Below are 15,784 nucleotides of genomic sequence, written 5' to 3'. Positions count from 1 at the left end.
CTATTCATTATCTTGGCGGTGTAATCACAATACGTTCACCATCAAATTCCAATGTAGCCCGATTATCAATGGATAAGGCCTCCAGATACTCCTTAGGTACCTGAAGACGTCCTGCACGGTCAATAATGACAAATGCTTCATGTATATCCTGGGCACCGATCTGTGATAAGCCTTGATCATCATCCAAATTCGGGTTACGTTTCACAAACTCCGTACTCGTCAGTCCGTCACGGATCGCAACGATGCGATCCACCTTACCTGCAAGTGTTAAGTCATGCGTAACAATGACAATTGTGACGCCAAGTTCTTTGTTCATTTTGCGGAAAATCCCCATAATCGTGTCACAGGTCTCGGAATCCACTGAACCCGTAGGTTCATCGGCAAGCAGCAGTTTAGGACGGTTCGATAGGGATATCGCGATAGCGACCCGCTGCTGCTCTCCACCTGACAACTGATGAAGCTTGTTGTGCATCCGATCCTTAAGCCCTACCCATTCTAATAGTTGCATGGCATAAGAACGGTCACGTTTACCACCAAGAATCATAGGTGTCTCCACGTTTTCGAGTGCCGTTAGATAAGGCAATAGGTTTCGACCATTGTTCTGCCAGATGAAGCCTACCGTATGACGTTTGTATTCAACCAGTTGTGCATCCGTCATCTTAAGCAGATCCCAATCTCCTACAACGGCTGTGCCTGCTGTTGGACGATCCAGTCCACCCAGAATGTTGAGCAATGTCGATTTTCCGCTACCACTGTTGCCGATGATCGCCATCATCTCACCTTGGTTGACCGTCAAATTGAGACCTTGAAGGGCAACAACTTCCACGTCGCTGGATTTAAAAATTTTCACAAGTCCTTCGCACTGGATCATGTTTACCTCTCCTCTCCCATTTTGACCGCCTGGTGTACACGTAGTCTACGAATCTGCCAGAGCAGCATCGTCGCCCCGATAATGAGCATAACGACAGTCACGCCGTACAGCTGCAACATATCCTTCTCTTCAAACACAATTCGGAATGGTGGTACCTGTGCAGATACATTATCTGTCGTTTGTAGAAATGGTAAGAATAGACGACTCGATACTTGACCAATTCCAATACCCAGAAGGATTGACAACCCGGCAGTGAACACCTGCTCCAGCAGCAGCATCCCACTTAATTGAGCACGGGATAATCCCATGGCTCGCAGAACGCCAAACTGTACGACACGTCCTGAGAGGTTGAAGAACCAGTACAGAATATAACCAATCAGAGATATGATGACTGATACAAGGAAGCCGAGACTCAATATACCGAATACGCCGCCCCGTGATGGATGTTTCCCCTGCGTTACCAATTCGGTACGCACGTCACGCACAGATGATAGCTCAATACCTTCTGCTGCAAGCTTTTCCATCAGTGGTGCGACTTTGGCATCCGGCTCCATCTTCAGCCAGACTTCATATGGAATAAGTGGTACTTGATCATAGATATAATCCAGATTCGCAATAAAGAACGGTGTCTGATCTGGATACTGCGCAGGCCAGTATGGAAGAATGCCGAAAATTACAAATTCAATTGCCTGACCTTGCACACCAATGGAGACTAGATCTCCGGTTTTGAGCTTATACTTATCAGCAAATTTGGAGGATACCAGCACAGCTCCTTCATACTTACCGAGCAAATCAAGATACTTATAAGGATGTGCAGGGAAAAGATCGTTACGGAACCAGCCTACTTGGGCAAAATCCACATTATCAATCCCTACGAGCATCCCCTGTCCACCTGATTTTCCAGACACGATGATGTTTCCCTTGGTCTGCATCACCCTTGCTGCATGCTCTACTCCGTCTAAACTACGGAATACTTCAAAGGGGGGTTCAGAATAAATCACTTTGGTCGGTTGTGAACCTCCGCCAGGAGCACCTCCACCCCCACCAGCGCCACCGCCTCCACCTGGTGAACCTCCACCGGAAGAGCCTCCGCCATTGTTGCCGCTCCCTTGCTGCCCTCCGCCTGATCCACCGCTTTGGCCAGAACCTTGCGGGGTCACTTCAGGTGAACCTTCCCAGACCGTCTGCATGATGACATCCGTTCCGTATCGGTATAATGTACGTTCCGTAGAGTTCAGATCAATCGTTCTGGCTGCAGCCGAATTATATACTCCAAGTCCTAAGGTCAGCACTAGCAATATCATCAACGGATAATATGAAGACGACGAGCGCGAGAGCTGCGTCAGAGTCAGATATAGTGGAACTGGTAGAAACTTCTTACCCATCCACTGGATCAGCTTCAAGATCCATGGGAATATTCGCAGGAAGAACAGACCCAGTGCAAAGATAGCAAGTGCAGGCACAAAGAACAAAAACGGTTGCACTTGCAGCTGATCTGTAGTCATGCCCGTCTGGAAAGTCAACATCTGTCGTTCATAAAACAGATAATATCCGTACCCCGCAAGTCCAAGCAGAACAACATCGAGGAACCAGCGCTGCCAGATTGGGGCACGATCCGTCCGTGCCTGTCTTCTCTTCGCCGATACAATCGTAGCGCGTGCATAAGTAATTGCAGGAATTAGAGACGCTATGATTGCCACGAGCACAGCCACAAGTCCTAGGAGAATCGCTTCCTTCGATACTCCAATCGGGATTGACTTTCGATCTACGAAGGATAGGAAACCACTCGCTGAACCAATACTCTTCGCCATAAACCATCCGAGCAATGGACCTATAATCAAGGCAATTGCGCCAAGGAATATGCCTTCTAACAGATATAAAGAGAAAATCTGTCTTGCAGAAGCACCACGACTCCGAAGAACAGCAATGTCACTTTCCTGCTTCTGGAGCGATTGCCTTGCATTCATTGCAATAAAATAAAAGACCATCGCAATCATGGGTGCCGCAAGGGTGAACAGCATCGTCTGCAACTGCAGGCTCTGACTGCGGAACTGCTTCAGCAGATCACCGAAGGTGATATCTACTTTTGTATCCTTTAGTCGTTGATACAGATCAATATCAAGTCTCTCCAGCACAGAAGAAAGCCCGGAAATTTGGCTAGTCTGAATGTCTTTCAGATCAAACGCAAAATACCAACGGGAATTCTGAAGCGGGATTCCTTTTTCCTTGAGCAACACATCATTAAAAACGGTTTCATCGATGTAAAGTCCATTCATCATGCTATCGAATCCTTGCACCCAATACGGGCTACTTGCATCATCTGCTGTGAAGGCACCCGTAATCTTCACACGGAGCGTAATGTCCAGGCCACTGTATACGGGATATTCAAGAATATCTCCAATATGCAGATCGTTTCGATACATGCCTTCTTCCAGCATAACCGCCTCAATGATCCCATCTTTCACCTGGTTACCAGGCTTAAGCCCTGTGGAATAACTGACCTGGGCATCCAAGCCAGACATCGTTCCTAGACTCATGCTACGCACCCGGCTTGCATCTACCTTGGTTGGATCCTCTGGATTCACCTCGGTACTGCGGATTGAACGAGAGTTCACATACGTATGGAAAGGGAAACCAATATCGCGCGGCACATCCTCACGAATATATCGATCCACTTCCTCCAATCCGAGTGTATCCGTCTTCACTCCACCAGGAGCCTGGTAACTCATCAGCAATGAACCTGCTGGCAAACCTTCGCTATTGTCCTGTAAGGTTTGAGCTACAACTCGTTTCAGCGCACCATCGGCATACATCGGAATACTGACGGTGAACGCAACCGCCACGATCAATCCAATCAGTGTGCTGAAGGTCATCCAGCGAGTATTCCACATTTTGCGGAACAGCAGCCGAAGCAATGGCAGCCCCATTAGCGACCCACTACTTTCTGTCCCACAGTAAGACCTTTTAGAATCTCTACATCTGTAGAAGTCTGCTGGCCAACCTCAACATCCACTTCTCGTTTGCTGCCATCGTTCTCGATGACCTGGACATAGGTTCTTGATCCAATGGAACGAAGAGCCGACACTGGAATAACAACTGCATCCTTGGTACGCTGCGTTACGATGGATACCGTAAGTGGTGTACCGCGTTCAACACCCTTGGGCATTTTCGCCAAGGAAACGATCACATATTGATCAAGGGATTCTTTCGCCGGAGGTGTGTTGGTATCTCCTGAACTTCCCCCACTACCACTGTCCGAAGATGAAGCAATCGGCATTACTTTAATGACTCCAGAGACCTTGCCTGCGCCATTAATATCAACGTCTGCTTTCATGCCTACCGAGAATTTCTCTAGATCCTCTTTGGCAAACGTAGCTGCAACGACCAGATTCGAAGTATCAGCAATCGTGGCAATTGGATCATACGCCTTGACAGCAGCACCCTTCTCTACCTGAACGGCAATGACTGTTCCCCCAAATGGAGCCGTTAGAGTCGCTTTCCCCAGCTTCTCCTCCAGATCAGCCAATTCTTGACGCAGCTCTTCAAAAGCTATGGTGGCTTCTTCAAATTCTACCGGGTCCATCTCATCCCGCTTACGCAGCGTTTCCTTCATCTGGACCTCAGCTTTGCGGATCTGAAGGTTCTTCGCCCGAATTTCCTTCTCCACGCTCTCTACATCAAGCACAGCAAGGAGCTGACCCTTTTTGACCTTATCGCCAGGTTTCACATTCAGCTCTTTCACATGCATACCGTCCAGCGTAAAATACACCTTTTCTTCCCTTTGGCTCATCATTTTACCGCTTCCGCTAACTTTCTTCTCCAGGGTCTCAGTCCGGACTTCATACTCCGGCTTTTTGGAGATCGTTGGCGGTGTAATTGGCGGAAGTACTTCCTCCTCTGTCTCAGCCGGTAACAATGAACATCCCGACATCGTTGCAACAACTATCGCACTAAGCACGATAAGCGCTGCGCGTTTCCCCCTCTTCGTAGCGGCAGCTTTACTTGATAAATCTGCCGTCCGCCATTTCATAAACATGGTCCGCAACCTCCAGAATCGTAGGATCGTGTGTAGTCATACATATCGTTACTTGTTCTACTTCAATAATATTGCGAAATACAGCCATAACTTGTGCACCCATCTTGGAATCAAGTTCAGCTGTCGGCTCATCCGCAAGCAACAATCTCGGTCGATGTGCAATGGCTTTGGCAATAGCGACCCGTTGTTGTTCCCCCCCGGACATCTCAAATGGTCGGTGCTTCACCCGTTTGGTCAGACCAACCAGATCAAGACAATGACCTACTCGTTCCTTCCATTCCGAGCGAGGCACATCAGCCATTCGCAGCGACAGCTCTACATTTTCCCAAGCAGATAATAAGGGCATAAGCGCATATGCCTGAAAAATAAATCCAATTTCCTTACGTCGTAACGCCGTACGCCGCCTGTCTCCCCAATCTTGCAGAGGCTGTCCAGAGAACAGGATATCACCGCTAGAAGGCTGATCCAGCCCACCAAGCATATTAAGGAGTGTTGTTTTACCAGAGCCGGAGCGACCTTTCAGCATCACAAGCTGCTGTGGGTTGACTTCCATATCAATGCCTTTGAGCACATGTATAATTCGGCTTCCTGTCTGAAAACTACGGTGCACATTACGCACTTCCAGCACAGGCCCATCATATGGAGGCAACAAATCCCGCTTCTTCACAGTTTTGGGTTTCTTGTCTTGAGCAGCAACAGCAACTGCCAGTTCATCGGAGCTAGATTCGTTCTGTTCAGTGAGACTCTCATCTGAGAGGCTCTCCTTCACTTGAATCTCTGCTTCGCTTATGTAGGTTTGATCTTGCTGCTGGGCAGACTCCGGCTGCTGTGTTCCCCCGATATCAGGCTCATTCCCTGGCTGGCTTTTGGCTGATTTGATTTTGGAAAATAACTTCTTCATGCCAGCAATCACACTCATCCTCTCTTCACATTCCGGTCGTTTCATGAAGACTCTAAAACTAGAAATCTATTCCATACTACACTGCATTATAAACGACGAATCACAACTAAAAGTTACAAGCTTTTTACAACGTTCCAGAGAAAAAGTTAATATTCTGTAGAGAACAACAAAAAAGCACCCCAAAGTGCGGGATGCTTCATACTAAACGGTGGAATTTGCCTGTATACCAGCAATCGTTACAATTTTGATACCGTTCGTGTAAGGACTACTTTTTTGTGCCTATATGATATTATTTACCAAAAGAAGAAGGATCTTCACGCCAGGATTTAAGCAATGCGAAGTCGCTCTCTTGAATCGTTCCTTGAGCCAGAGCCACATCCATCAGCGCTGTATAATTGGACAGGGTTTGCAGTGGAATTCCTGCTTCCTCAAAGGCTTTGATACCTTTATCCAACTGGTAGCTGAAAATAGCAAGTACGGCGAGTGGTGTTGCGCCAGCATCTTGTACGGCTTGTGCGGCTTTAATGGAGCTTCCGCCGGTTGAGATCAAATCTTCAATGACTACAACCTTCTGACCTTCCTGAATCAAACCTTCAATCAGATTTTCTTTACCATGTCCTTTGGCTTTATCACGAATGTAGGCCATTGGCAGATTCAGTTTCTGAGCTACCCACGCCGCGTGAGGGATACCTGCTGTAGCTGTCCCCGCAATGACTTCCGCTTCCGGATATTGTTCACGAATAATCGTTGCAAAAGCTTCTGCAATGTCCTCACGAATCTCAGGATAGGACATCGTCAGACGGTTATCACAATAAATTGGCGATTTGATGCCGGATGTCCACGTAAATGGTTGCTGTGGACGGAGCGCTACAGCTTTGATTTTCAACAATTGGGAAGCAATATGATTCGGAATCTCGTTAAGTGTAATCATGCGTTTAACATCTCCTTCAAAATAGCCTCTGCCGCTTCACGCGGATTCGGGGCACCTGTAATCGGTCTTCCTACGACGATATAATGACTACCTCTAGCGATCGCTTCTCCAGGAGTCAACACACGTGTCTGATCTCCGAGACCGCTTCCTGCTGGGCGAATACCTGGAGTGACGGTGTGAAACTCACTTCCACACGCCGCTCGAATGGCTGGTACTTCCAAAGGAGAAGCTACAACACCATCCAGCCCTGATTCATGGGCAAGACTAGCATAACGGACAACCGTCGCTTCAACTGAGCCATCAATACCGATTTCTGTATTCATCGTTTCTTGGCTTGTACTGGTAAGCTGCGTAACCGCAATGATCTCTGGTCTCGTCAGTGAAGCATCAGCCAACAGTGCAGCTTCTGCGCCCTCACGAGCTGCTCGCATCATGGCTGTCCCCCCCGCTGCATGCACGTTGAACATATCTACTCCAAGACGAGTGATACTCTCTGCCCCTCCGCGCACGGTATTCGGGATGTCGTGCATTTTGACATCAAGGAATACCGAATATCCTTTGGACTTCAACTCTCGAATGAATTCTGGTCCTGCTGCGTAGAACAACTGCATGCCAACTTTGAGGTAACAAGGGATCCCTTCAAGGGCCTGTACAAGTTCCTTTGCTTGTTCCGCTCCAGGATAGTCCAGTGCAACCATTAAGCGTCCTGCCATCTGGTTGAAATCAGGATGGTTCATTTCGCAGCAACTCCTCTGCCTGTATGGCTTAATTTTGGTGTTTTTGCCCGATATAAAGGACATCCCGCCAACCCGGAGGTTGACTGATGTCCTTCATCAGTGACAAATCTGTCTTATTAGAGGTTGTTCAAAAAGTCCGCTTCTTCTAGGTAATGAAAACCATCCTTTTTGAACATTCACTTTTTAGTTTACAAAGGCTGGCATAGCCTCAGAGGAGAAGTTGATCGTTTCCAGCATTTTCAGCAGGGCACCGATCGTATCCAATGAAGTCATACACACAACACCGTTCTCTACCGCTTCACGGCGAATTCTGAATCCGTCACGCTGTGGAGTTTTACCTTTGGTCAAGGTGTTGAACACAAAGTTCGCTTCACCACTGCGGATCATATCCAAAATGTTCGGTGAACCTTCGCTTAATTTGTTTACTTTCGTTACCGGAATGTTGGCTGCTTCGAGAGCTGCTGCCGTTCCGCCTGTAGCCATAATTTTGTAACCCAGTCTGTAGAAACCTTCAAGCAAAGGCACTGCTTCGTCTTTGTCTTTGTCCGCTACAGTAACCACAATTGCTCCCGTTGCTGGAATTTTCATACCTGCTCCGATAAGACCTTTAAACAGCGCTTTAGCGTAATTCGGGTCACGACCCATTACTTCACCTGTAGATTTCATCTCAGGACCAAGCGTTGGTTCTACACGACGCAGCTTCGCGAAGGAGAACACTGGAACTTTAACCGATACATGATCCGTTTCAGGCCAGAGACCATCCACATAACCCAGATCTTTCAGTTTCACGCCGAGAATAGCTTGTGTTGCCAGGTTAGCCATCGGAATGTTCGTTACTTTACTCAAGAATGGTACGGTACGGGATGAACGTGGGTTCACCTCGATCACATACACTTGGCCATCATGGATGACAAACTGGATATTCACCAAACCAATGGTTTTCAATTCTTTCGCAATTTTGATTGTAATTTCTACAATCTTCTCTTTCAGATCCTGGGACAAGTGTTGTGGCGGATATACCGCGATGGAGTCACCAGAGTGAACCCCTGCGCGTTCGATATGCTCCATGATTCCTGGAACCAGTACCGTTTCACCATCGCAGATCGCGTCTACCTCTACCTCTTTACCCAGCATGTAACGGTCAATCAGAACCGGATGCTCTGGGTTGATCTTAACTGCTTGCTCCATGTATGTCAGCAATTCAGCATCGGAGTATACAATCTCCATGGCACGACCACCAAGTACGTACGATGGACGAACGAGTACTGGATATCCGAGACCTTGAGCTGTTTCTACTGCATCATCCACTGAAGTGACAGTTTTACCTTTTGGCTGTGCAATCTCCAGACGGGAGAGAAGATGCTCGAACTTCTTACGGTCTTCCGCTTCATCGATGCTTTCCAGATCCGTACCAAGGATCGTTACACCTGCATTACGCAGTGGTGCTGCGAGATTGATTGCCGTTTGGCCACCAAACTGTACGATTACGCCCACCGGTTGTTCTTGTTCGATTACGTTCATAACATCCTCGAAGAACAGTGGCTCGAAGTACAGACGATCTGATGTATTAAAGTCCGTAGACACCGTCTCCGGGTTGTTGTTGATAATTACCGCTTCATAGCCTGCTTTTTGCAGAGCCCACACCGCGTGTACTGTTGAATAGTCAAACTCAATCCCTTGACCAATCCGGATCGGACCGGAGCCAAGTACAACTACTTTTTTCTTATCCGAAGGAAGTACTTCATTCTCTGTTTCGTATGTCGAGTAGTAGTAAGGCGTAGTCGCTTCGAACTCTGCCGCACATGTATCTACCATTTTGTATACCGGACGAAGGTTTTCCTCTTCACGACGCGCTCTTACCTCAGCTTCTGTTGTCAATGTGCTTCCAGGTTGACCCTGAGCACGCAATTCAGCAATCGCACGGTCTGTGAATCCAAGACGCTTCGCTTGGTATAATGTTTCGGATGACAGTTCGGATTCTTCACGAATACGATCTTCGAATTTGATGAGGCCTTCGATTTTGTCCAGGAACCACCAGTCAATCTTAGTCAGATCCTGCAATTGTTGCAAAGTGTATCCTCTGCGGAATGCCTCAGCAATCAGGAACATACGCTCATCATCCGCTTTGATCAGACGCTCGTTCAGCGTTGCTTCATCAAGTGTTTCCGCCTCTTTCAGGTACAGACGGTGTACGCCGATTTCCAGGGAGCGAACCGCTTTATGAATGGATTCTTCAAATGTCCGTCCAATCGCCATAACTTCGCCCGTTGCTTTCATTTGTGTACCAAGCTTCCGGTTAGCTGATGTGAATTTGTCGAACGGCCAACGCGGAATTTTGCTTACGATGTAATCGAGTGTAGGCTCGAAACAAGCGTAGGTTTGACCTGTTACTGGGTTCACGATCTCATCCAATGTGTATCCCATAGCAATTTTGGCAGCCATTTTGGCAATCGGATAACCCGTTGCTTTGGAAGCAAGCGCGGATGAACGGCTTACCCGTGGGTTAACTTCAATTACATAGTATTGGAAGCTGTGCGGATCCAGTGCAAATTGCACGTTACATCCACCTTCGATGTTGAGGGCACGGATGATTTTTAAGGAAGCCGAACGCAGCATTTGGTATTCACGGTCAGACAACGTTTGACTCGGAGCTACTACGATACTGTCACCTGTATGAACGCCAACCGGGTCAAAGTTCTCCATGTTGCAGACTACGATACAGTTATCGTTTTTGTCCCGCATAACTTCATACTCGACTTCTTTCATACCAGCAATGCTTTTCTCAACCAAACACTGTCCGATTGGGCTGTAACGAAGACCTGCAGCTACCGTTTCGCGCAATTCTTCTTCATTCGCACAGATTCCGCCGCCTGTTCCACCCAGTGTGTAAGCAGGACGAACGATGATCGGATAACCAATCTCATTTGCAAAATCTAGTGATTCTTCCAGTGTTGTTACGATTACACTCTCAGGTACAGGCTGCTCCAGTTCACGCATCAGGTCACGGAACAAGTCCCGGTCTTCTGCTTTTTCGATCGAAGTTAGCTGTGTACCCAGCAATTTCACATTTTCACGTTCCAGTACACCTGCACGCGCAAGTTCTACCGCCATGTTCAAACCGGTTTGACCACCCAGTGTTGGCAACAATCCATCTGGACGCTCTTGACGGATAATTTGAGTTACGAAATCCAATGTGATTGGTTCGATATATACTTTGTCAGCCATGTTTGTATCGGTCATGATCGTTGCAGGGTTGCTGTTGATGAGGACAACTTCCACGCCTTCTTCTTTCAACGCCTGGCAAGCTTGCGTACCGGCATAGTCGAACTCGGCCGCTTGACCGATGACGATTGGTCCGGAACCAATCACCAGGATTTTTTTGAGGTCTTTGTTAATCGGCATGTTATTGTGCTCCTTTCACTGCAGCTGCCAATACGGCTTGACGTGGCTGTGGTGGGTTAGTGATTTTGTGCTCACGAATCATCTCGATGAAGCGATCGAACAGATAGCTGTTATCGTAAGGACCTGGCGCTGCTTCCGGGTGATACTGTACGGAAAACGCTGGGAACGTTTTATGTTTCAGACCTTCAATGGTCTTGTCGTTATTGTTGATATGTGTTACTTCCAGATCAGTGTTCTTCACAGAATCCTCATTCACCGTGTAACCATGGTTCTGAGAAGTGATGAAGCAACGTCCACTTTCAAGTTCTTTCACCGGATGGTTTCCGCCGCGGTGTCCGAATTTCAGTTTCTCTGTATCTGCTCCTGCTGCAAGAGCGAAAAGTTGGTGACCCAGGCAGATGCCGAAGATCGGATATTCGCCAAGCAACTCACTGATCATTTTAACCGCGTGAGGTACATCTTTTGGATCCCCAGGGCCGTTGGACAACTGGATGCCGTCTGGGTTCAAGCGACGAATCTCGTCTGCAGTTACATCATGAGGAACAACAACTACGTCACAGTTACGTTTGCTAAGTTCGCGCAAGATCCCTGTTTTTGCACCATAGTCTACCAACACAATGCGCTCAGCCGTTCCTGGGCTATTGTACACATGCGGAGTCGACGTCAGTGGAACTTGGTTGCGCAGCTCAGCAATTGTTGTATCACCCATCATCTCCAGCAGTTCTTCCACAGGCTTCGATCCTGTTGTGAGAATTCCCTTCATCGTGCCGTGGTGGCGAATCCGGCGAGTCAACATGCGAGTATCAATTTCGCTGATACCTACAATGCCGTATTCTTTAAGCAAATTGTCTACGCTGTACTCTGCACGCCAGTTACTTGGCGTCGGCTCATGACGACGTACTACGAAGCCGTGTACAAATGGACGAATCGACTCAAAGTCATCACGTGTAATTCCGTAGTTACCAATCAACGGATACGTCATGGTTACGATTTGACCGCAATAAGAAGGATCCGAAAGCACCTCTTGGTAGCCTGTAATTCCCGTATTAAAAACGACCTCACCTGTAGTTTCACCTTCAGCTCCGAACGCTTTACCAGTGAACAGTGTGCCGTCTTCCAACAATAATCTCGCCTGTGCCATCCCATCTCACTCCTCTGTGTTTATCAACGGTTGAATGTCATTTAGGTTGAACTTAGCTTAAGTTTGAGCGGCTCCGCGGACAGAAAGCCCTGCGATCGCTGTTATCCCCGGATTACTTTTTATCAATTTTTCAATTGATGTAATCCGGTGATAAAGGCGAGCGCTTCGCTTCTTCGGGTTCTTTCTGTCCGCTCCGCAGTTACTTCAGCGTCCAAGTTCAAAAGACTGCATTCAACGTGTGCTTGTTTCTTATATTGGACTCTCGGTATAAGCTGCCGTGAGTTAGTTAGTTGTAAAGATGTTACTCGTTAACATTTGTAGAATAGTTCAGTAATTTACTAATTTACTGTTGTACCGTATTATTCCATACACTTTTGCCATCTACCCACGTTTGTACAGGCCAGCCTTTTAGCTTCCATCCTGTAAATGGTGTGTTTCTTCCCTTAGTGGCAAATGTAGATGGATCAACTGCTTTTTCTTGATTCAGATCAATCATCGTAATATCGGCTGGAGCACCCTCTTCAAGCTTACCTGTATCCAGTCGGAATACTCGTGCTGGATCAGCAGTCATCCGTTTAACCAGGAAGTCGAGTGTCCAGATTCCTGTCTCCACAAACTTTGTGTAGAGGAGTGGGAAAGCTGTTTCGAAACCGACGATTCCGAATGGTGCCAGTTCCATGCCTTTTGCTTTCTCTTCTTCGCTATGCGGTGCATGATCCGTTACGATCATATCCAGTGTTCCGTCCTGCAAGCCTTCAATGCAAGCCTGCACATCGCGTGGTGAGCGTAGCGGTGGGTTCATTTTCCAGTTGGAGTCCATGCCCGGAATGTCTTCATCGGATAGGAGCAAATGATGCGGACATACCTCAGCGGTTACCTTGATGCCGATGGACTTCGCCAAGCGGATCAAACGAACCGATTGTTCTGTGCTAACATGGCACACATGGTAGTGAACTCCTGTTGCTTCAGCAAGCAGAATGTCCCGCCCTACATGAATCGCTTCGGATTCATTCGGAATACCTTTGATGCCGTGACGTTTGGAGAATTCCCCTTCGGTCACATAGCGACCCACAACCAGTGAATCATCTTCACAGTGGGCAATAACCGGCATATCCATGCTTGCTGCGAGTGTCATGGCGTCCTTCATCATTTGAGCATTTTGTACGCCTACTCCGTCATCCGTGAATCCAATCGCACCCGCTTCTTTCAGCGCGGCAAAGTCGGTAAGTTCACGACCAAGTTCATTTTTGGTGATCGCCGCATATGGCAGTACTTTAACCAGATCAGCTTCCTTCGCTTTATCCAGTACCAGCTTCACAGTATCCGGATTATCGGTTACAGGTCTAGTATTTGGCATACATGCAATCGTAGTGAAACCGCCTTGTGCCGCTGAACGCGCGCCTGTTTCAATCGTCTCTTTGTGTTCAAATCCCGGTTCGCGCAGATGCACATGCATGTCGATCAGACCTGGGATAACCAGTTTGCCTGAAGCATCCGTTATCTGTTCAGCTGATTTTTCTGCACTTAGTACCGCCTCGTCTTCTACACCAGCGATGATTTGAATTTTTCCTTCATCTATAATGATGCTTTTCCGTTCAAGTTCCCCTTTTTGATTCAAGACGTTCGCGTTTTTAATGATCTGTACCATGATTGCCCTCCGCTTCGGTTCTGTCCGACTTCCTAGAAGCCGGATGATTTGGTTTATCGTTTACCCTCTTATTGCTCTATAAGAACTATCGCCCGTAAGCCTATGCCCTTGAGCCCAACGTTGCTACAGCTTCATCGCACGTTCCATAACCGCCATGCGGATTGGAACTCCGTTCGCCATTTGCGGGAAAATCCGCGATGCCGCACTTTCGACAACCGCGTCGTCAATTTCGACGTTACGGTTTACAGGTGCTGGATGCATAATGATGGTGCTTGGTTTAAGACTTGCTGCCCGTTCTTCCGTCAATCCGTAGTGTTCGCGATAATCCTCTGCTGAGGTAATAATTCCTTGCTTGTGACGTTCAAGTTGAACCCGAAGCATCATGACTACATCCGCATCCAAAGCATCTTGCAGCTCTACATATGGAGCATGCTCTGCCAGTTCAGGTGCCTGCATCGTTTCTGGAGCACAGAACCGTACATCTGCACCAAACTTCTGTAACGCCCACAGGTTGGATCGAGCGACCCGGCTATGCTTAATGTCTCCGATGATGGAAACACGCAGACCTTTCAGCTCACCAAACGCTTTGCGCATCGTATACAGATCCAGCAAAGCTTGTGTTGGGTGCTCGTTATTGCCGTCTCCCGCGTTCACTAGTGGCACATTCACTTTTTGCGCCAGCTGCTGCAGAACTCCTGAAGGCTTCAAGCGAATAACCCCTGCATCAATGCCCATGGATTCAAGCGTGCGCACCGTATCGTAGATGGACTCGCCTTTCTCTACACTGGATGCCGCTGCAGTAAAGTTCAGCACTTGAGCACCTAATCGTTTCTCTGCCATTTCGAAGGAGAAGCGAGTGCGTGTGCTGTTCTCGAAGAACATGTTAGCGACAAAGCGTGATTCCAGAACAGGAACGAGTTTCTCTTGTTGTGCTTCCCAGTGAGCCGCTCTGTTTAGGATTGATTCAATCTCTCCACGACTTAGTTCTTTCAGTCCTAGCAGGCTGCGATCTTTCAATGCTGGTTGTGTAATCATCATGCTTGCTCCCCCCGGTTCTGAATGATTTTGACTTCGTCCTGTCCATCTGCCTCCATGAGTGCAACTTCGATCTCCTCTGATTTGGAAGTCGGCACATTTTTGCCGATAAAATCAGGGCGAATCGGAAGCTCGCGGTGACCGCGATCCGCAAGAACAGCCAGTTGAATGTTTTGCGGTCTTCCGCAATCCATCAGAGCGTCCATCGCTGCGCGAATCGTTCTGCCGGTATACAGCACATCATCGAACAAAATCACTTTTTTGTTATGAATGGAAAGTGATTCAGGTGTCATAATCAAAAGTTCCTTCCGCGTCTCGCCCGCTATATCAAGGCGATCATCACGGTAAGGAGTCACATCCAGTTCTCCCCAGGGGATTGGCGTACCTTCGATCTCTTCGATCTTGGCTGCAATTCGTTCTGCAAGGTATACACCCCGTGTGCGAATTCCAATAAGTACGCATCCATCAATTCCTTTGTTTTTCTCCAATATCTCATGGGCAATCCTTGTTAAAGCGCGGCGGATCGCCGTTTCATCCATAATGACATGTGTTTCTGTGCTCATGCGTTCAGCCTCCTCAGGATTCCCTTCAGATCATGGCCCCGTGACGAGGAGAACAAAAAAGACTCCTTGCCGTGTTTAATGGCAAGGAGTCTCCGAACTTCAGTCTACGCTGAAGAAAGTTTACTCTCGGGGATGCATCGCTTCATTTGCCGCAGCAAATAAACGACGTATCGTTCACGTTACCTTGCCAGTCTCACGGGACTGATTTAAAGGTGCTATTCATGACGTCCATCTGGCAGTACCTCACAGGGTGCCGTTATCCATCAGGTCGTTTTATCTTCATGAATTATGACAGAAAGACAACCCCCTGTCAACACCTCACCATAACAGGCGAAATTCCACTGCTGTGATTCTCTTAGAATCAGCATTTGGGCTGAAAAACATCCATGCACACTACATTTCATTCGTCATTCATAATTATACAATAAATCTGTATATTTATCCATAGGTAATTATTCAAGGCTGTACACCAAAATAACCCTTTTCCCACATAAACAGTGTGGTAAAGGGTTATAAATT

General features: G+C 47.6%; 11 protein-coding genes. All 11 read right to left on the bottom strand.

Features of this window, described 5'->3' with window-relative positions:
• Positions 1–7: 7 nt before the first annotated feature.
• The gene (locus M3636_RS02950) at positions 8–871 is read right to left on the bottom strand and encodes an ABC transporter ATP-binding protein (protein ID WP_251381242.1); all 864 of its coding nucleotides are present in this window, start codon (positions 869–871) and stop codon (positions 8–10) included.
• Between the two features lie 2 nt (positions 872–873).
• Positions 874–3,798 carry an ABC transporter permease gene (locus M3636_RS02945; RefSeq protein ID WP_251381241.1) on the bottom strand — a complete coding sequence of 975 codons (2,925 nt, stop codon included), beginning with the start codon at positions 3,796–3,798 and terminating at the stop codon, positions 874–876.
• Complete coding sequence (locus M3636_RS02940; protein ID WP_145409939.1) at positions 3,798–4,907, bottom strand: efflux RND transporter periplasmic adaptor subunit; 1,110 nt, start codon at positions 4,905–4,907, stop codon at positions 3,798–3,800. Before M3636_RS02940 ends, M3636_RS02945 begins: the two co-directional genes overlap by 1 nt.
• Positions 4,870–5,826, bottom strand: a complete 957-nt coding sequence (locus tag M3636_RS02935; protein WP_251381240.1) for an ABC transporter ATP-binding protein — start codon at positions 5,824–5,826, stop codon at positions 4,870–4,872. The genes M3636_RS02940 and M3636_RS02935 overlap by 38 nt, the downstream gene beginning before the upstream one ends.
• Before the next feature lie 271 nt (positions 5,827–6,097).
• Positions 6,098–6,739: an orotate phosphoribosyltransferase gene (pyrE, locus tag M3636_RS02930; protein ID WP_128102832.1), complete on the bottom strand. Its 642-nt coding sequence runs from the start codon at positions 6,737–6,739 to the stop codon at positions 6,098–6,100.
• Entirely contained in the window at positions 6,736–7,476 is a 741-nt protein-coding gene (gene pyrF / locus M3636_RS02925) for an orotidine-5'-phosphate decarboxylase (RefSeq protein WP_285858456.1), read from the bottom strand. The genes pyrE and pyrF overlap by 4 nt, the downstream gene beginning before the upstream one ends.
• Positions 7,477–7,659: 183 nt before the next feature.
• Positions 7,660–10,878: a carbamoyl-phosphate synthase large subunit gene (gene carB / locus M3636_RS02920; protein WP_128102833.1), complete on the bottom strand. Its 3,219-nt coding sequence runs from the start codon at positions 10,876–10,878 to the stop codon at positions 7,660–7,662.
• Between the two features lies 1 nt (position 10,879).
• Entirely contained in the window at positions 10,880–12,019 is a 1,140-nt protein-coding gene (carA, locus tag M3636_RS02915) for a glutamine-hydrolyzing carbamoyl-phosphate synthase small subunit (protein WP_056696192.1), read from the bottom strand.
• Between the two features lie 343 nt (positions 12,020–12,362).
• A complete protein-coding gene (locus M3636_RS02910) occupies positions 12,363–13,667 on the bottom strand; it encodes a dihydroorotase (protein ID WP_251381239.1) in 1,305 nt (434 codons plus the stop codon).
• A 123-nt stretch (positions 13,668–13,790) separates the two neighbouring features.
• Positions 13,791–14,702 (bottom strand): aspartate carbamoyltransferase catalytic subunit, encoded by a 912-nt coding sequence (locus M3636_RS02905; protein WP_128104530.1) that lies wholly within the window; start codon positions 14,700–14,702, stop codon positions 13,791–13,793.
• On the bottom strand, positions 14,702–15,265 hold the full coding sequence (gene pyrR, locus M3636_RS02900; protein ID WP_145409937.1) for a bifunctional pyr operon transcriptional regulator/uracil phosphoribosyltransferase PyrR: 564 nt from the start codon (positions 15,263–15,265) through the stop codon (positions 14,702–14,704). Before pyrR ends, M3636_RS02905 begins: the two co-directional genes overlap by 1 nt.
• Positions 15,266–15,784: the final 519 nt, after the last annotated feature.

Origin of the sequence: Paenibacillus sp. MER 99-2 (assembly GCF_023714095.1) — a bacterium.
Classification (GTDB): Bacteria; Bacillota; Bacilli; order Paenibacillales; family Paenibacillaceae; genus Paenibacillus.
This window is presented reverse-complemented; position numbering and strand designations above follow the sequence as displayed.